Annotated in this window: 14 protein-coding genes; 6 read left to right on the top strand and 8 right to left on the bottom strand. The window is 71.1% G+C overall.

The window, feature by feature from the left end:
• Positions 1-146: 146 nt before the first annotated feature.
• The 5 genes from DFJ66_RS16440 to DFJ66_RS16460 form a co-directional block, all read right to left on the bottom strand.
• Positions 147-1,688, bottom strand: coding sequence for an alkaline phosphatase D family protein (locus DFJ66_RS16440; protein ID WP_121222288.1), 1,542 nt, complete (start codon positions 1,686-1,688; stop codon positions 147-149).
• Positions 1,689-1,758: 70 nt separating this feature from the next.
• The gene (locus DFJ66_RS16445) at positions 1,759-2,598 is read right to left on the bottom strand and encodes a hypothetical protein (protein WP_121222289.1); all 840 of its coding nucleotides are present in this window, start codon (positions 2,596-2,598) and stop codon (positions 1,759-1,761) included.
• A complete protein-coding gene (locus DFJ66_RS16450) occupies positions 2,598-2,990 on the bottom strand; it encodes a DUF4233 domain-containing protein (RefSeq protein WP_121222290.1) in 393 nt (130 codons plus the stop codon). The genes DFJ66_RS16445 and DFJ66_RS16450 overlap by 1 nt, the downstream gene beginning before the upstream one ends.
• Positions 2,987-4,345 carry a bifunctional tetrahydrofolate synthase/dihydrofolate synthase gene (gene folC, locus DFJ66_RS16455; protein ID WP_121222291.1) on the bottom strand — a complete coding sequence of 453 codons (1,359 nt, stop codon included), beginning with the start codon at positions 4,343-4,345 and terminating at the stop codon, positions 2,987-2,989. The genes DFJ66_RS16450 and folC overlap by 4 nt, the downstream gene beginning before the upstream one ends.
• On the bottom strand, positions 4,342-6,972 hold the full coding sequence (locus DFJ66_RS16460) for a valine--tRNA ligase (RefSeq protein ID WP_121222292.1): 2,631 nt from the start codon (positions 6,970-6,972) through the stop codon (positions 4,342-4,344). Before DFJ66_RS16460 ends, folC begins: the two co-directional genes overlap by 4 nt.
• A 136-nt stretch (positions 6,973-7,108) precedes the next feature.
• Here DFJ66_RS16460 and DFJ66_RS16465 point away from each other — a divergent pair, with 136 nt between their 5' ends.
• The 4 genes from DFJ66_RS16465 (at position 7,109) to DFJ66_RS16480 (ending at position 11,823) form a co-directional block, all read left to right on the top strand.
• Entirely contained in the window at positions 7,109-8,146 is a 1,038-nt protein-coding gene (locus tag DFJ66_RS16465) for a hypothetical protein (protein ID WP_121222293.1), read from the top strand.
• A 218-nt stretch (positions 8,147-8,364) separates the two neighbouring features.
• Positions 8,365-10,668 (top strand): FdhF/YdeP family oxidoreductase, encoded by a 2,304-nt coding sequence (locus DFJ66_RS16470; RefSeq protein ID WP_170199439.1) that lies wholly within the window; start codon positions 8,365-8,367, stop codon positions 10,666-10,668.
• Positions 10,669-10,679: 11 nt separating this feature from the next.
• Positions 10,680-11,282: a DUF2238 domain-containing protein gene (locus DFJ66_RS16475; protein WP_121222295.1), complete on the top strand. Its 603-nt coding sequence runs from the start codon at positions 10,680-10,682 to the stop codon at positions 11,280-11,282.
• Between the two features lie 31 nt (positions 11,283-11,313).
• Positions 11,314-11,823 (top strand): hypothetical protein, encoded by a 510-nt coding sequence (locus DFJ66_RS16480; RefSeq protein ID WP_147459288.1) that lies wholly within the window; start codon positions 11,314-11,316, stop codon positions 11,821-11,823.
• Between the two features lie 7 nt (positions 11,824-11,830).
• Here DFJ66_RS16480 and DFJ66_RS16485 read toward each other — a convergent pair whose 3' ends face one another.
• The 3 genes from DFJ66_RS16485 to DFJ66_RS16490 are packed head-to-tail and all read right to left on the bottom strand — an operon-like array spanning position 11,831 to position 14,776.
• Positions 11,831-13,342 (bottom strand): phytoene desaturase family protein, encoded by a 1,512-nt coding sequence (locus DFJ66_RS16485; protein WP_121222297.1) that lies wholly within the window; start codon positions 13,340-13,342, stop codon positions 11,831-11,833.
• A gap of 10 nt (positions 13,343-13,352) precedes the next feature.
• Positions 13,353-13,457 carry an MFS transporter small subunit gene (locus DFJ66_RS45460; RefSeq protein ID WP_425471058.1) on the bottom strand — a complete coding sequence of 35 codons (105 nt, stop codon included), beginning with the start codon at positions 13,455-13,457 and terminating at the stop codon, positions 13,353-13,355.
• Positions 13,454-14,776, bottom strand: a complete 1,323-nt coding sequence (locus tag DFJ66_RS16490; protein ID WP_121222298.1) for an OFA family MFS transporter — start codon at positions 14,774-14,776, stop codon at positions 13,454-13,456. Before DFJ66_RS16490 ends, DFJ66_RS45460 begins: the two co-directional genes overlap by 4 nt.
• Before the next feature lie 67 nt (positions 14,777-14,843).
• On the opposite strand from DFJ66_RS16490, the gene fdhD reads away from it, so the two are divergent.
• Both fdhD and DFJ66_RS16500 read left to right on the top strand, forming a co-directional pair.
• Complete coding sequence (gene fdhD / locus DFJ66_RS16495; RefSeq protein WP_121222299.1) at positions 14,844-15,668, top strand: formate dehydrogenase accessory sulfurtransferase FdhD; 825 nt, start codon at positions 14,844-14,846, stop codon at positions 15,666-15,668.
• Positions 15,665-16,831, top strand: a complete 1,167-nt coding sequence (locus DFJ66_RS16500; RefSeq protein ID WP_121222300.1) for a CaiB/BaiF CoA transferase family protein — start codon at positions 15,665-15,667, stop codon at positions 16,829-16,831. Before fdhD ends, DFJ66_RS16500 begins: the two co-directional genes overlap by 4 nt.
• The last annotated feature ends 9 nt before the right edge of the window (positions 16,832-16,840 follow it).

The following is a 16,840-nucleotide window of genomic DNA, read 5'->3' on the forward strand; positions in this document are numbered from 1 at the left end:
GTGACATCAGTGTCGGACACCCGACGCGACCTCCTTGTCGCAAGAACTTGCAAGCCTCGCCCGGCGACAGGACCGGGCGAGGGCTCACAAAACCACGACAATCTTGGTCGAACAAGGGGCCAGAGCCTGCAAAATCTTGCAGAAACCTACTTGCGCTCGGGCTGGAGCGTCTTCGACCACAGCGAGACGCCCTTGAGGTCGCGCAGGTGCACGGTCAGCTCGCCGTCCCGCGCCACCTCGACCTCGCCGAAGTGCTGGAAGCCGTCGAGCGGGGACGTGTTGGCCGCCGGCGGGGCGTGCACGAACACCGCCTCGGGGCCGAACGTCGGGTCCAGCGCGTTCGGCCCGAACCCGCCCGCGTGCGCGGGACCGGAGACGAACTCCCAGAACGGGTCGAAGTCGCCGACCGCCGCCCGCTCCGGCGAGTAGTGGTGCGCGGCGGTGTAGTGCACGTCCGCCGTCAGCCACACCGTGTTGCGCACGCGCCGCTTCTTCAGCTCCCGCAGCACCCACGCCAGCTCGTGCTCCCGACCGCCGGGCACCCCCGGCAGGCCGTTGGCGACCCCCTCGATGTCGGTGCCGTCCGGGACGGTCAGGCCGATCGGCAGGTCCGCGGCGATGATCTTCCAGGTGGCGTGCGACCGGTCGAGCTCGCGGACCAGCCACTGCGCCTGCCGCTCGCCCAGCACGTGACCGGGGTCGGTCCGGGACGAGGTGTTGGCGTCCTTGTAGGAGCGCATGTCGAGGATGAAGACGTCGACGTGCCGGCCGTAGGAGAACTTCCGGTAGACGCGGCCGTCCACCGCCTGCCGGGGGTCGATCGGCTGCCACTCGTGGAACGCCTGGAACGCCCGCGCGGCCAGCACGTCCACCCGCTTCTCGGTGTACTGCGGGAGGGTCAGGATCTCGCCCGGGTACCAGTTGTTGGTCACCTCGTGGTCGTCCCACTGCACGAACATCGGGACCTGGGAGGCGAACGCCCGGTACTGCGGGTCGAGCAGGTTGTAGGCGAACTGGCCGCGGAACTCGTCGAGGGTTTCGGCGACCTTGAGCTTCTCGGGGGTGACGAGGTTGCGCCAGATCCGGCCGTCCGGGAGGGTCACCGTCTCCTTGAGCGGGCCGTCCGCGTACACGGTGTCGCCGCTGTGGATGAAGAAGTCGGGGCGGCGGGCGGCCATCGCGCCGAAGAGCGGCATGCCGCCGAGGTCGGGGTTGCTGCCCCAGCCCTGGCCCGCGACGTCGCCGGACCAGACGAACCGGACGCCCTCGGTGCCCAGCGGCGCCGTGCGGAAGGTGCCGGTGACGGCTTCGCTGCGCGCCCGCCCGTCCAGGTCCTCGGCGATCACCCGGTAGTGCACCTCACGGCCCGGCGGCAACCCGCGCAACCGGACCTTGCCGGTGCCCCCGCTCTCGGGCGTCAACACCGGACCCCGGACCGTGCGGACGTGCCGGAAGTCGGCGTCCCGGCTGACCTCCACCAGCATGCGCGAGGGCCGGTCGGCCCGCGTCCACACGAGGCCGCCGTCGAACGTCACGTCCCCGGCCTGCACCCCGTGCGTCAACACCGGCCGCCCGCTCTGTGCCAACGCAACCCCGGGCACGAACGCCACGCCGGGCACGAACGCCGCCGCCACCCCGACCGTGCCGGCGCGCAACAGCGTCCGCCGGTTCATCCCACCTTCGCTCATGGCCGGTTTGTAGCCGCCGGATGCGAATGCGGGGTGAACACGGCCCGTCCGACCTCGGAACACGCCGCCGTCAGGGCGTTTTGGGGCGCAGCTTCCGCGCTCGGGACTCCAGCTCCGCGATGATCGTGCGGGACAACGTGTACCCGCCACCGGCGTCGAACAGGAACCGTTCCGCGTCCTTGCGCCGGTCCCCCACCAGATCGTGCGCGAGGAACTCCGGGTCGAACGCCAGCCCCTCGGCCAACTCCCCCAACCGCTCGCGCATCCGCTCCTCGACCGCCGCGCGCGCCCGCTCCACCTGCTCCCAGGCCAACGCCACGGCCTGCGCCGCACCCGCCCGGTCCTGGTCCGAGGCCAGGAACGGCCCCACCAGCTCGTGATCGGCCAGCTTCCGCTCGACCCCGGAGACGCTGTAGCCGGGTTGCAACGCCCACAACGCCCGGTCCTGGGCGAGCTGCGACGCCAACGCGGCAACGCGTTCCTCCGGCCACAGCGCGCGCCGGGCCAGTTCCTCCGCCGCCCGCCGCAAAGCCGCTCGCCAAGGCGCGATCGCCACCCACGTGTGCACCACGCCCTGGTGCGCGAACCCGACCCGGACGGACATCGCGCGCCCGACGTACGCCTCCGGCTCGGCCACCAGGTCGTCGGCCGTGCCCCCGTCCAGGACGGTCCACGGCACGCCGCTCAGGTGCTCCGGGGTCACCACCTCGACCTCCCGATACAGCAAGGTCGCACCCACCCGGACCGCCACCGCGAAGAACTCGTCCACGCCCATGCGGTCGGCGGGGACGACGACCTGGGACCGGACGTCCGCCGGCAGGGCGGGCAGGCACGGCACCCGCCGGGCGGTGACCAGGGCGTTGACGCGTTCGGCCCACGCGGTGGTGGTGTCGTCGAACGGGAGTGCCATCAGGACTGCTGGCTGGGCAGCCGGCCCTCGGCCATGCGCTTGGCCACGTCCCGCCGCAGCCACAGCAGGTACACCCACACCAGGCTGAACAGGACCCCGATCGCGCCCAACGCCGTCATGGCGAACCAGGACGCGATCATCACCACGTGCACGGTGACGATGAGCGCCACCGCCCACCGCCGCTTCAGCACCGCGCAGGTCGCGATCAGGGCGACGATCAGCCCCAACACCAGGTAGCCCGTGCCCGTCCCGATCCCGCCGCCGAGCTTCGCGACCACCGGCAGCGCCAGGGCGACGACGATCGCCTCCAGGATGAGCGTCCCGGCCATCACGCCCCGGAACGACTTCATCGGGTCCTTCTTCGGCGCGGGCACCGGAGCGGGCTCGGTCATGACGGGGCCTTCCCGAACAGGGCGCGGGCCTCGCCGGCGGTGACCACCGAGCCCGTCACCACGACGCCGCCGCCGGACACCACGCCGCCGTCGTCGTCCTCCTCCGCCAGCCGCACGGCCTCCTCGATCGCGTCGACCAGGTGCGGCTGCACGACCATCCGGTCCTCGCCGAAGATCGGGATCGCCACGCCGGCCAGCAGGTCCGGGTCCATCGCGCGCGGCGACGAGTTGGCGGTCAGCACGATCTCGTTCACGACCGGTTCGAGCTCGCTCAGGATGCCCACGGCGTCCTTGTCGTCCATCACGCCCACGACGGCGACCAGCTTGCGGAAGCCGAACTCCTCGTCCAGCGCCTTCGCCAGGGCGCGAGCGCCGTGGGGGTTGTGGGCGGCGTCGACGAGCACGGTCGGAGCCGAGCGCACCCGCTCCAGCCGGCCCGGCGACGCGACGGTGGCGAACGCCTCGCGCACGGCCTCGATGTCCAGCTGACGGTCCGCGCCGGCACCGAAGAACGCCTCCACCGCCGCCAGCGCCAGAGCCGCGTTGGCGGCCTGGTGAGCGCCGTGCAGGGGCAGGAAGATCTCGTCGTACACCCCGCCCAGGCCCTGCAACCGCAGCATCTGGCCGCCCACGGCGACGTCGCGCTGGAGCACGCCGAACTCCGACCCCTGCCGCGCGACGGTGGCGTCCACCTCGGCCACCCGCTGCAACAGCACCCGTTCGACGGCCGGGTCCTGCTCGGCCAGCAGCGCCACCGCCCCTGGCTTGATGATCCCGGCCTTCTCCTCGGCGATGCCCTCCAGCGAGTCGCCCAGGTACTCGGTGTGGTCCAGGCCGATCGGGCACAGCACGGCGATCTTGCCGTCGGCGATGTTCGTGGCGTCCCACCGGCCGCCCATGCCGACCTCGATGACGGCCGCGTCCACGGGCGCGTCCGCGAACGCCGCGAACGCCATGCCGGTGAGCACCTCGAACTTGCTCATCGGCACCTCGGACCGGCTGTCCACGATCCCGATGTACGGCTCGACGTCCCGGTACACCTCGACGTAGCGCTCGGGGCTGATCGGCGCGTTGTCCACGTTGATCCGCTCGGTCACCAGCTGCAGGTGCGGGCTGGTGTACCGGCCGGTGCGCAGGCCGACGCGCGTGAGCAGCGCGTCGACCATGCGGGACGTGGACGTCTTGCCGTTGGTGCCGCCGATGTGGATCACCGGGTAGGACGTCTGCGGGTCGCCGAGGATCTCCGCCAGCGCCTTGATCCGGTCCACGCTCGGCTCGAGCTTGGTCTCCGGCCAGCGCTGGTTCAGCTCCGCCTCGACCTGGCGCAGCTCCTCCAGGGACTCGGGCGTGGTCACGACTGCGGCAGCGTCTCGAGGCGGGCGTGGATGCGCTCGATCTCGGCGTTGGCCGCGGCCAACCGGCCCTTGATCTTCTCCACGACCTCGGCGGGCGCCTTGTCGGTGAACGCGGGGTTGTTGAGCTTGCCCTCGCACTGGGCCCGCTCCTTCTCCGCCACCGCCAGGTCCTTGGCCAGCCGCTTGCGCTCGGCGGCCACGTCGATCGCGCCGGACAGGTCCAGCTCGACCTTGACCGTGCCCTTGGGCAAGCCGACCTCCAGCGACACCGTCACCTGGAACGCGTCGTCCGGCTCGGTCATCCGGGTCAGCGACCGCACCGCCGGGACCTGGTCGATCAGGTCCACGCAGCACGCGCCGCGCACCTTGCCGGCCACCTTCTGCGCGGGCTTGAGGCCCTGGTCGGAGCGGAACCGGCGGATCTCGGTGACCAGCTTCTTCAGTCCCTCGATCCGCTGCGCCGCCACCTCGTCGCGCTCGCCGCCGGTCGCCCGCGGCCACTCGGCGATGACGAGCGACTCGCCGCCGGTCAGCGTGGTCCACAGGGTCTCGGTGACGAACGGGGTCAACGGGTGCAGCAGCCGCAGCAGCACGTCGAGCACGTGCCCCAGGACCAGCCGGGTGGAGTCGGCGCGCTCGCCGCCCTCGGCGATCTGGACCTTGGCGAGCTCCAGGTACCAGTCGCAGAACTCGTCCCACGTGAAGTGGTAGAGCGCCTCGGCCAGCTTGCCGAACTGGAACTGCTCGAACTGGCCGTCCACATCGGACACCAGCTGGTCGAGCAGGTCCAGGATCCAGCGGTCGGCGTCGGTCAGCGCCTCGCGCGCGGGCAGCGGCGCGTCGACGTTGGCCCCGTTGCCCAGCGCGAACCGGGTGGCGTTCCACAGCTTCGTGGTGAAGTTGCGCGAACCGGCCGCCCACTCCTCCGCGATGGCCAGGTCCGAGCCGGGGTTCGCGCCGCGCAGCAGCGTGAACCGGGTGGCGTCGGCGCCGTAGGTGTCCATCCAGTCCAGCGGGTCGATGCCGTTGCCGCGCGACTTGGACATCTTCTTGCCGTACTGGTCGCGGATCAGGCCGTGCAGGAAGACGTGGTCGAACGGCTGCTTGCCGTCCATCGCGTACAGGCCGAACATCATCATCCGGACGACCCAGAAGAACAGGATGTCGTAGCCGGTGGACAGCACGCTGGTCGGGTAGAACTTCGCCAGGTCGCTGGTGGGCGTCGGCCAGCCGAGCGTGGAGAACGGCCACAGGCCCGAGGAGAACCACGTGTCCAGCACGTCCTCGTCCTGCACCCAGCCCTCGCCCGGCGGCTCGTCGTCCGGGCCGACGCAGATGACCTTGTCGTTGGGGCCGTACCAGACCGGGATGCGGTGGCCCCACCACAGCTGGCGCGAGATGCACCAGTCGTTGAGGTTGTCCACCCAGTCGAAGTAGCGCTTGGCCAGCTCCGGCGGGTGGATCGTGGTGCGGCCGTCGCGCACCGCCGCCGCGGCCTCGCGGGCCAGCGGCTCGACCTTGACCCACCACTGCATGGACAGGCGCGGCTCGATGACCGTGTCGCAGCGCGAGCAGTGGCCCACGGCGTGCGTGTACGGGCGCTTCTCGGCGACGATCCGGCCCTGCTCGCGCAGCGCGGCGACCACGGCGGGCCGCGCCTCGAACCGGTCCAGGCCCTCGAACGGGCCGTGCGCGGTGATGTTGCCGCGGCCGTCCATGATCGTCAGCGCGGGCAGGTCGTGGCGCTGGCCGATCTCGAAGTCGTTCGGGTCGTGCGCCGGGGTGACCTTGACCGCGCCCGTGCCGAACTTCGGGTCCACGTGCTCGTCGGCCACGATCGGCACGAACCGGCCGGTCAGCGGGACCTCGACCTCGGTGCCGATCAGGTGCTTGTAGCGCTCGTCCTCCGGGTGCACGGCCACCGCCGTGTCACCCAGCATGGTCTCGGCGCGGGTGGTGGCGACGACGATCGAGTTCTCGCCCTCGCCGTAGCGGATGGAGACCAACTCGCCGTCGTCGTCGGAGTGGTCGACCTCGATGTCCGACAGCGCGGTCTGGCAGCGCGGGCACCAGTTGATGATGCGCTCGGCGCGGTAGATCAGGCCGTCGTCGAACAGCTTCTTGAAGATCGTCTGGACGGTCCGGGACAGGCCCTCGTCCATGGTGAACCGGACGCGGTCCCAGTCGACGCCGTCGCCCAGCCTGCGCATCTGGCCGAGGATCTTGCCGCCGACCTCCTCGCGCCACTGCCAGACCCGCTCCACGAACTTCTCGCGGCCCAGGTCGTGCCGGGACATCCCCTCGCCGGCCAGCGCGCGCTCGACCGCGGTCTGGGTCGCGATGCCCGCGTGGTCGGTGCCGGGCAGCCACAGGACCTCGAAGCCCTGCATGCGGCGGCGGCGGGTGAGGGCGTCCATGACGCTGTGGTTGAGGGCGTGGCCCATGTGCAGGCTGCCGTTCACGTTCGGCGGCGGCAGCACGATGGTGAACGGCGGCTTGTCGCTGGACGCGTCGGCCGTGAAGTAACCGCGCTCGACCCACCGCTCGTACAGGCCGGCCTCTACCTCGGCCGGGTTCCAGGCCGGCGGGAGTTCGGGTCGCTGCGGGGTGGTGGGCGTTTCAGTCACGAGCGAAGTCTACGGAGGTGCGGGTATCGACTTCGCACCAGATACCTGCTACCGCGCCGGGCGGGCCGGAGCCCCTGCTAACACCGGCCGACCTTACTCCGATCGAGTGAACGACTTCGAACCGGAGTGAGGGCACGTGGACATCGACGACATCGGGAACCACCCGGACCTGCGCGACGAGAAGTGGCTGCGGGAGGCCGAGCGGCGAGCGCGCAAGGAGGCGCGCAAGGAGCTGCGCCGGTCCCGCCGGACGTCGTCGCGCCGGACTTCGTCGGGTCGGGCTCCGGGAGGTCCGGCCGCACCGGGTCGGACTTCGTCGGGTCGACGTCGGGGTGGGCGCACCGCGCTGGTCGTGCTCACCGTGGTGGCGGCCGCGTGCGGGTTGGTGAGCGCGTGGCGGTCGGGCTGGTTCGAGCGGGAGCTGCCCACGGCCACGACGTCCACCACGACCGCTCCCGGCAAGGTGCTCCGGGTGGACCCCGAGCGACCGTTCGAGGGGACGCCGGCGGCGGGGTGGGCGGACGGCGCGGCCGGGATCGTGGTGCCCGGGGCGCAGCCGGTCGGCGAGTTCACCGCCGAGCAGGTCGCCGACGCCTACCAGCGGACGAAGGAGGCGGTGGTCGCCTCCCGGCTGGACCGGAAGGCCGTCGAGGGGCACGACGTGTCCGGCTTCATCGGCCTGTTCGCCGAGGACCAGCAGGACCACCTCCGCGCGCAGTTCGACGGGACGCACGACCCCGAGGCGAGCATCGTGGTGACCCGCGTGGCCAAGGGCCAGCACCTGCTGCCCGTCGAGCCCAAGGTCAGCGGGACCATGCGGGCCGAAGCCGGCGAGGAGGGCGAGCTGGTCGTCCACACCAACTACGTGGTGGCCTACGCCTTCACCACCGCGCTGCCCGTGGTGGACCCGATGGAGATCGTGTCGGTCGTGCGCGTCGAGGCGGACTACCTGGTGCGGTCCGGCAACCGTTTCCGACCGGCCAGTCGGGGCCTGTGGCGGGGTGCGATGGAGGGCTTCAACTACTCGATCGCCTGCGACGCGTCCAAGGCGGGCTTCATCGCGCCCTGGATCACCGAGGTCGCCCGCCGGTCCGGCCACGGGGCCGAGCACGAGCCGGAGTACTACTTCGACCACACGAAACCGCTGGGCACCGAGGACGGCTGCGCGGATTGAGGCCGTCACCCGTTCGGACGATGCCCGGCCCTGTGGTGCCGCTCACAATTGACGTTGATCAACCGGATCGCCGCTGGGTACGACGCCGGATTCACGGGCCGTTCTCAACCCCTTGGGGCCCGTGACAGCGGTCCCGCGTCCCCCGGCCGGCGCCGGTCGATCGCGGTAGGCGCTGGTGCGCTCGCGCGGGGCGCGCCAGCGCTCGCGCGGGGCGCACAATGGGGCCCATGAGCAAGCCTCCCCGGCAGGACGTCGACGAATCGCGGCTCGAGGTCACCGGACCCAAGACGTGGGCGGCCGGGTTGCCCGGTGTCGCCGTGTCGCTCAAGCGCGGGGTCGAGCAGATGGGGGTGGGGCGGACCGTCACCACGCTCCGGCTGCTCAACCAGCGCGAGGGGTTCGACTGCCCGGGGTGTGCCTGGCCCGAGCCGCAGGGACACCGCAAGCTGGCCGAGTTCTGCGAGAACGGGGCCAAGGCGGTGGCCGAGGAGGCGACCAAGCGGCGGGTCGGCCCGGAGTTCTTCGCCGCGCACCCCGTCGCCGAACTGGCGGACAAGACCGACTACTGGCTGGGGCAGCAGGGTCGGCTGACCGAGCCCATGGTGTTGCGGGACGGCGGCACGCACTACGAGCCGATCTCGTGGGCGGACGCGTTCGCGCTGGTCGCGGACCGCCTCAACGGGCTGGCGAGCCCGGACGAGGCCGTGTTCTACACCTCCGGCCGCACCAGCAACGAGGCCGCGTTCCTCTACCAGCTGCTCGTGCGGTCCTTCGGCACGAACAACCTGCCGGACTGCTCCAACATGTGCCACGAGTCCTCCGGGGCCGCGCTGTCGGAGACGACGGGCATCGGCAAGGGCTCGGTGAGCATCGACGACTTCGCCCGCGCCGACCTGATCGTGGTCGTGGGCCAGAACCCGGGCACCAACCACCCGCGCATGCTCTCCGCGCTGGAGGACGCGAAGAAGGCGGGCGCGAAGGTCGTCGCGGTCAACCCGCTGCCCGAGGCCGGGCTGCTGCGGTTCAAGAACCCGCAGAACGTGCGGGGCGTGGTCGGCGCGGGTACGCAGCTGGCCGACGAGTTCCTCCAGATCCGGCTGGGCGGCGACCAGGCGCTGTTCCAGGCCGTGGGCAACCTGCTGCTGTCGTGGGACGCCGTGGACCGCGAGTTCGTGGCCGGCTTCACCGACGGGTTCGAGGCGTACGCGGCGCACGTCCGGGAGCTGGACTGGGACGCCGTGGACGTCGCCACCGGCCTGCCCCGCGCGCAGGTCGAACTGCTGGCGCGGATGCTGGCGGGCTCCGAGCGCACGATCTTCTGCTGGGCGATGGGGTTGACCCAGCACAAGCACGCCGTCGCCACGATCAAGGAGATCGCGAACGTGGCCCTGCTGCGCGGGATGATCGGCAAGCCCGGCGCGGGGCTGTGCCCGGTGCGCGGCCACTCCAACGTGCAGGGCGACCGGACCATGGGCATCTGGGAGAAGATGCCGGAGAAGTTCCTGGCCGCGCTGGAGGCGGAGTTCGGGGTGCCGGTGCCGCGCAAGCACGGGTACGACACCGTGGACTCGATCCGGGCCATGAGGGACGGGCGCGCCAAGGTGTTCTTCGCGGTGGGCGGGAACTTCGTCGCCGCCACGCCGGACACCGAGGTGACCGAGCGGGCGATGCGGTCGTGCGACCTGACCGTGCAGGTGTCGACCAAGCTCAACCGGTCGCACGTGGTGCACGGGCGGGAGGCGTTGATCCTGCCGACGCTGGGGCGCACGGAGAGCGACCTCCAGCACACCGGCGAGCAGTTCGTGACGGTCGAGGACTCGATGTCGGTGGTGCACCGGTCGCGGGGTCGCCTGGCACCGGCCTCGGACGCGCTGCTGTCGGAGGTGTCCATCGTCTGCCGGCTCGCGCGGGCGGTGCTGGGGCCGGAGCACCCGGTGCCGTGGGAGGAGTTCGAGAAGGACTACGACCTCATCCGGGACCGGATCGCCCGGGTCGTGCCGGGCTGCGCCGACTACAACGCGCGGGTGCGGCAGCCGGACGGGTTCGTGCTGCCCCACGCGCCCCGGGACGCCCGGGAGTTCACCGGCACGCGGTCGGGCAAGGCGCACTTCACGGCGAGCGAGCTGACGGTCCTGCGGGTGCCGGCTGGGCGGCTGCTGTTGCAGACCATGCGCAGCCACGACCAGTACAACACCACCATCTACGGGCTGGACGACCGGTACCGCGGGGTCAAGGACGGGCGGCGGGTCGTGTTCGTCAGCCCGGCCGACCTGGACGAGCTGGGGCTGCGCGACGGCCAGTACGTGGACCTGGTCAGCGAGTGGCCCGACGACCCGACCGGGGTGACCGAGCGGCGGGCCTCGCGGTTCCGGGTGGTGTCGTACCCGACGGCGAAGGGGTGCGCGGCGGCGTACTTCCCCGAGGCCAACCCGCTGGTGCCGCTGGACTCCACGGCGGAGAAGTCGGGCACGCCGACGTCGAAGTCGATCGTGGTGCGGTTGGAACCGGCTGAAGGCAGGTAGCGTCCGGCCGCATGAGCAGGGGGCACTGGTGGTCGCTCGGTGCGTTCGGCGTGCTGGTGGCGGTCACGTGGTGGGAGCCGTTGTGGCCGGGTGAGCAGGCGCTGCACACGTCGTTGACGGTGGTGGCCCTGGTGGCGTTGGTGTGGGTGCAGCGGCGGTGGCCGTTGCCGTTGGGGTCGTGGCTGCTGGTGCTGCTGTTCCTGTCCCTGCACACCATCGCCGCTCGCTGGCTGTACTCGAACGTGCCGTACGACCAGTGGACGGACGCGGTGTTCGGGTTCCGGGTGTCGGACGTGTTCTCCTGGCGCCGCAACCACTTCGACCGACTGGTGCACTTCTGCTACGGGGTGTGCCTGGCCGGTGTGGTGGTGCGGCGGCTGGGGTGGTTACGGACGCTGGAGGTCGTGGTGTCGACCAGCGCCGTGTACGAGCTGTTCGAGTGGGGCATCGCGATGGTGCTCGCGCCCGACCTGGCCGAGGCTTACAACGGCCAGCAGGGCGACATGTGGGACGCGCACAAGGACATGGCCCTGGCGCTGACCGGCGCGGTCGTCACGCTGGGCGTCGTCGCCGTGCAGGCCCTGCGGCGCGGCCGGCCGACGCCGACGGGGTAACGCCGACGACCGTACGGACGAACCCCAGGTCATGAAGAAGGCTCTGGTTGCCGCCGGTCTCCTCGTCCTCGCCGGCTGCACCTCCGCTCCTGCCCCTGCCCCTGCCCCGACCACCACGTCCTCAGCCACGGCCGCGAGCACGACCCAGGCGGCCAGTGGCGACCTGACCTGTGACAACGCGCCCGAGGACGTCGTGGGTGCGGCGCTCCAGCTCAACCTCAAGCACCCCAAGCAGACCCTCAACGGGATCGTGGTCGTCTGCCAGTACGAAGGCGGCGGCGCGAACACGATGGTGCGGTTCCAGCGGGAGTCCGACGCCGACGCCTTCGCCCAGGGGAAGCAGGGGTTCACGGCGAGCGGCCAGCCGGTGAACGATCTGCCGGGGTTCTTCGACGAGGCCTACACCAGCACGCTCGGCGCGGGCGAGGTCGTCCAGAACACCGTGGTCGCGCGCAAGGGTGACGTCGAGATCCTGGTGACCTCCGGCGCGAACTTCGAGCAGGAGAAAAAGCTCATCACCGAGCTGTTCGGCAGGCTCTGACGAGTCTCTAGCGCTCCAGCACGGCCATCGCCGCGTTGTGGCCGCCGATCCCGCTCACGCCCCCGCCCCGACGAGCCCCGGCACCGCACACGAACAGGTTCGCCACGTCGGTCTCCACGCCCCAGCGGCCCACCTCGTCCTCGGTCTCCGCGAACGGCCACGCCAGGTCGCCGTGGAAGATGTTGCCGCCCGGCAGGCCCAGTTCGGCCTCCAGGTCGAGCGGCGACCGGGCCTCCAGGCACGGCTTGCCCTCCGCGTCACGGGCCAGGCAGTCCTCGACGGGCTCCTCCAGGTGCTCGTTGAGGGCCTTGAGGTACCGGGCCACCAGTTGGTCGCGGGTGCCGGGGTCGGTGAACAGGCTCGCCGGGGTGTGCAGGCCGAACAGGGTCAGGGTGTGCCGGCCCTGCTCGACCAGGTCCGGCGCGAGGATGGACGGGTCGGTCAGCGTGTGGCAGTACATCTCGGCCGGCAGGACGTCGGGGACCCGGCCCTCGGCGCTCTGCCGGTAGGCCGATTCGAGCTGGCTGTAGGACTCGTCCAGGTGGAGGGTCCCGGCGAACGCGACCGCGGGGTCCACGCCGGACTTCAGCCGGGGCAGACGTTCCAGCAGCATGTTCACCTTGAGCTGGGCACCTTCCGCGCTGCTGGACTCCTTGCCGCGCAGGGCGTCCAACACGGCCGGCGCGAGGTTGGACAGCACGAACCGCGCACCCACCGTGCGGCCGTCGAACTCGACCTCGGCGGTCTTGCCGTCGGCGTCCACTCTGGACACTTCCGCGCGCGTGACGATCTCCGCGCCCGCCTCGCGCGCGACGCGTTCCAGCTCGGCGGTCACCGCGCCCATGCCGCCGGCCGGGACCTTCCACTCCCCCGTGCCGTTGCCGATGACGTGGTACAGGAAGCACCGGTTGGCGCGCAGGTCGTGCAGCGAGGTGTGGGTGCCGATCAGAGCGTCCGTGGCCACGACACCGCGCACGATGTCGTTGGCGAACAACTCCTCCAGGGTCACCCCCAGCGGACGCTCGAAGACCTGCTCCCACAACCGCATCCGCGCCACGGCGTCCACCCGGATCCGGGCGTGCTCGCGGGAGACCAGGGGCTCCAACAACGTCGGCGCCAGGGCACCGGCCAGGACCTCGAGGTCGGAGTACCAGCGCTGCCAGCGCTCGTACTCCTCGTCCGAGCCGGTCAGGGCGCGGAACGACTCGGCGGTCGCCGGGCCGGGGGTGCGTTCCACCAGCAGGTTGCCCGCCGGGGTGTACGACGAGACGGCACGGGAGCGCAGGTCGATGCGCAGACCCAGGTCGTCGACGATGCGGTCGGGCAGCAGGCTCACCAGGTAGGCGTAGCGCGACAGGCGGGCCGGGACGCCGGCGAAGACCTGCTCGCTGACGGCCGCACCACCCACGTGGTCGCGCTTCTCCACCACCAGCACCGAACGGCCGGCCCGGGCCAGGTACGCCGCGGCGACCAGGCCGTTGTGCCCGCCGCCGACCACCACCACGTCGTAGGAGTCCACCCGACGAACCCTAGCCGGTGAACAGCGCCGTCACCTTGCGGATCAGCTCGACCACCCCGTAGGCCAACGGAATGCCCACCCACAGCCACGCGAACACCACCAGGCCACGCCTCACCGGGCCACCTCCGTCAGTTCCGGCTCGTGGTGCTTGGCGGCCACCGGGCGCACCAGCTCGTTGGCCACGAAACCGGCCGCCAGCAGGGCGATCATGATGTACAGGGACGTCGTGTAGAGGTCCGGACCGGCCTTGCCGGCGGCCTTCTGGCTGTCCGCGATGGCGTTGACGATGAGCGGCCCCAGGACGCCGGCCAACGACCACGCGGTGAGCAGCCGGCCGTGGATCGCGCCCACCTGGTAGGTGCCGAACAGGTCCTTGAGGTACGCGGGGATGGTCGCGAAACCGCCGCCGTAGAAGGACAGGATCAGCATCGCGCAGACGACGAACAGCACTTTGGACCCGTTGCCGGCCAAGGCGAGCACGAGGTAGGTCAAGGCACCGACGCCGAGGTACAGCCGGTAGATGTTCTTGCGGCCCACCAAGTCCGATGTGGACGACCACGTGATCCGGCCCGCCATGTTGGCCAGCGAGAGCAGGGCGACGAACCCCGCGGCGGCACCGGCGGCGACCGGCGTGGACGTCCCGGCGAAGAAGTCGCGGATCATCGGCGACGCCTTCTCCAGGATGCCGATGCCGGCGGTCACGTTGAAGCACAACACGACCCACAGGCACCAGAACTGCGGTGTGCGCAGGGCGTTGCGGGCGGAGACGTTGACCACCGACCGGGTCACCGCTTGTTCGGCCACGGTCGGCGGGACACGGATCAGCAGGACGCCCACCGACATGAACACCGCGTACACCACACCGTGGGTGAGGAACGTCTGCGCGATCCCGGTGTGGTCCTTCCCGAACGACTCCAGCATCTGCGCGGACCACGGCGAGGCGATCAGCGCGCCGCCGCCGAAACCCATGATCGCGATGCCGGTCGCCATGCCCGGCCGGTCCGGGAACCACTTGATCAGCGTCGACACCGGCGAGATGTACCCGATGCCCAGGCCGATGCCGCCGACGAACCCGTAACCCAGCACCACCAGCCAGTACTGCTGGGTCCACGCGCCCAGCGCGGAGATCAGGAAGCCGGACGAGAAGCAGGTGGCGGACACGAACATCGCCCACCGCGGGCCGTTGCGCTCGACCAGCGTGCCACCGAACGCCGCCGACAGGCCGAGCATGACGATGCCGAGCTGGAACGGCAGGGCGCTCTGGGTGCCGGACAGGTGCAGAGCGCCTTCCAGAGGTGGCTTGAAGACGCTCCACGCGTACGCCTGCCCGATCGCCAAGTGCACCGACAACGCCGCCGGCGGCACCAGCCAGCGGTTCCAGTCGGGTGGGGCGACGGTCCGAGAGCGGTCGAGGAAACCCACCCGGGAACCCATTGGCCGACACCTCCGTAACCTGGTTGGTGGCTCACGCCGAAACTTAGCGTCGGGAAGGAGTTCCACGATGGGGCGAGTCACGGTCCGTCGCCCAGTGGTCACGTATTCGCGACGAACGCACCGGACGCGGGTGGACGCACTGGCCGCCGAGGAGCCGTTGGAGCTGCGCGTCGGGGGCACGGCGTTGACCGTGACCATGCGCACACCCGGCCACGACGTGGAGCTCGCGCACGGGTTCCTGCTCAGCGAAGGCGTGATCGGGGGCCTGGCGGACGTGTCCGTGGCCCGGTTCTGCGAGGGCACCGGACCGGACGGGCTCAACACCTACAACGTGCTCGACGTGACCCTGGCCGACCACGTGCCGCCGCCCCAGACGGGTGTCGAGCGCAACTTTTACACGACGTCGTCGTGCGGGGTGTGCGGCAAGGCGGCGCTCGACGCGGTCAAGCTCAAGACCCGCTTCTCCCCCGCCCAGGACGACGTCCGGGTGGACGTGGAGGTGCTGGGTGGCCTGCCGGAGGCGTTGCGGTCCCGGCAGAAGGTGTTCTCGTCGACCGGCGGGTTGCACGCGGCCGGGCTGTTCACCTCGTCGGGTGAGGCGCTGGTGGTGCGGGAGGACGTCGGGCGGCACAACGCCGTGGACAAGGTGCTGGGTTGGGCCGTGTTGAACAACCGGGTGCCTCTGGTGGGAACCGTGTTGATGGTCTCGGGTCGGGCGTCGTTCGAGCTGGTCCAGAAGGCGGCGATGGCCGGGGTTCCGATGCTCGCGGCAGTCTCCGCGCCTTCTTCCTTGGCGGTCGAACTGGCCGATGAGCAGGGCGTGACGTTGGCGGGCTTCGTGCGCGGCGACTCCATGAACGTCTACACGCACCACGAGAGAGTGACCGCTTGAGACCGTTGGACGGAGTGCTGGTCGTCAGCCTCGAACAAGCCGTTGCCGTGCCCTACGCGACCAGGTTGCTGGCCGACCTGGGTGCCCGGGTGGTCAAGGTGGAGCGGCCCGACGGCGGTGACTTCGCCCGGCACTACGACCAGGCCTGCGGGGACGTGTCCTCCTACTTCGCCTGGACCAACGCGGGCAAGGAGTCGCTGACGCTCGACCTCAAGCACCCCGACGGGCGCGAGGTGTTGAGCAAGCTCGTGAGCAGCGCCGATGTCGTGCTGTGCAACCTTTCGCCGGGCGCGGCACGTCGGATTGGTGTGGACGCCGACACGCTTCGCGCGCAGCACCCGACGCTGGTCGTGGGTGAGCTGTCCGGCTACGGCGACGCCGGCCCGTACGCCGAGCGCAAGGCCTATGACGCACTGGTGCAGTCCGAGGCGGGGCTGGTGGAGCTGACCGGTGAGGGCGACGTCACGGCCCGCGCCGGCATCTCGGTGGCCGACATCGCCGCCGGCGTGCAACTCCAGGCGGCCGTGCTCGCGGCTCTGCTGCACCGCGCCCGCACCGGCGAGGGGGCCACGCTGCGGCTGTCGCTGTTCGAGGCGATGGCCGAGTGGATGCACCAGCCGATGCTCTACGCGGTCGGCACCGGCCGGGCGGCACCGCGCACGGGCGCGCACCACCCGAGCATCGCCCCTTACGGCCCGTTCGCCTGCCGCGACGGCGCGGTGCACCTGGCCGTGCAGAACGACCCGCAGTGGCGGCGGCTGTGCGCGGTGCTGGGCCGGCCCGAGCTGGCCGACGACCCGCGCTTCACCACGGTCACCTCCCGCGTCGAGCACCGACCCGCCCTGCACGCCGAACTGGACTTCTCCACGTGGACCGCCGCCGACCTGCTCAAGGCGCTGGACGACGCCGACGTGCCCGCCGCCCGCACGCGCAGCGTCGCCGAACTGCCCGACCACCCGCAGCTGGTCGCCCGGGAGCGAGGGGTTCGCGTGGCCGTGCCGGGCGGTGAGGTCGGGATGCTCAAGCCGTCCGTGGACTCGTCGGCGTGGGCCGCCACGCCCGGGGACGTGCCGGCGCTGGGGCAGCACACCGACCACGTGCTGCGCACGCTCGGCTACTCGGACGAACAGATCGCGGACTTCCGCAGCAAAGGTGCGGTGTAGGCGAAACGC

Source organism: Saccharothrix variisporea (assembly GCF_003634995.1).
Taxonomy (GTDB): Bacteria; Actinomycetota; Actinomycetes; order Mycobacteriales; family Pseudonocardiaceae; genus Actinosynnema; species Actinosynnema variisporeum.

What these genes read in the sequence shown, in the direction of transcription:
- DFJ66_RS16440 (WP_121222288.1), bottom strand. Translation starts at nt 1,688, where the DNA reads ATGAGCGAAGGTGGGATGAACCGGCGGACGCTGTTGCGCGCCGGCACG.
- DFJ66_RS16445 (WP_121222289.1), bottom strand. Translation starts at nt 2,598, where the DNA reads ATGGCACTCCCGTTCGACGACACCACCACCGCGTGGGCCGAACGCGTC.
- DFJ66_RS16450 (WP_121222290.1), bottom strand. Translation starts at nt 2,990, where the DNA reads ATGACCGAGCCCGCTCCGGTGCCCGCGCCGAAGAAGGACCCGATGAAG.
- DFJ66_RS16470 (WP_170199439.1), top strand. Translation starts at nt 8,365, where the DNA reads ATGGGGCCCATGAGCAAGCCTCCCCGGCAGGACGTCGACGAATCGCGG.
- DFJ66_RS16475 (WP_121222295.1), top strand. Translation starts at nt 10,680, where the DNA reads ATGAGCAGGGGGCACTGGTGGTCGCTCGGTGCGTTCGGCGTGCTGGTG.
- DFJ66_RS16480 (WP_147459288.1), top strand. Translation starts at nt 11,314, where the DNA reads ATGAAGAAGGCTCTGGTTGCCGCCGGTCTCCTCGTCCTCGCCGGCTGC.
- DFJ66_RS16490 (WP_121222298.1), bottom strand. Translation starts at nt 14,776, where the DNA reads ATGGGTTCCCGGGTGGGTTTCCTCGACCGCTCTCGGACCGTCGCCCCA.
- fdhD (WP_121222299.1), top strand. Translation starts at nt 14,844, where the DNA reads ATGGGGCGAGTCACGGTCCGTCGCCCAGTGGTCACGTATTCGCGACGA.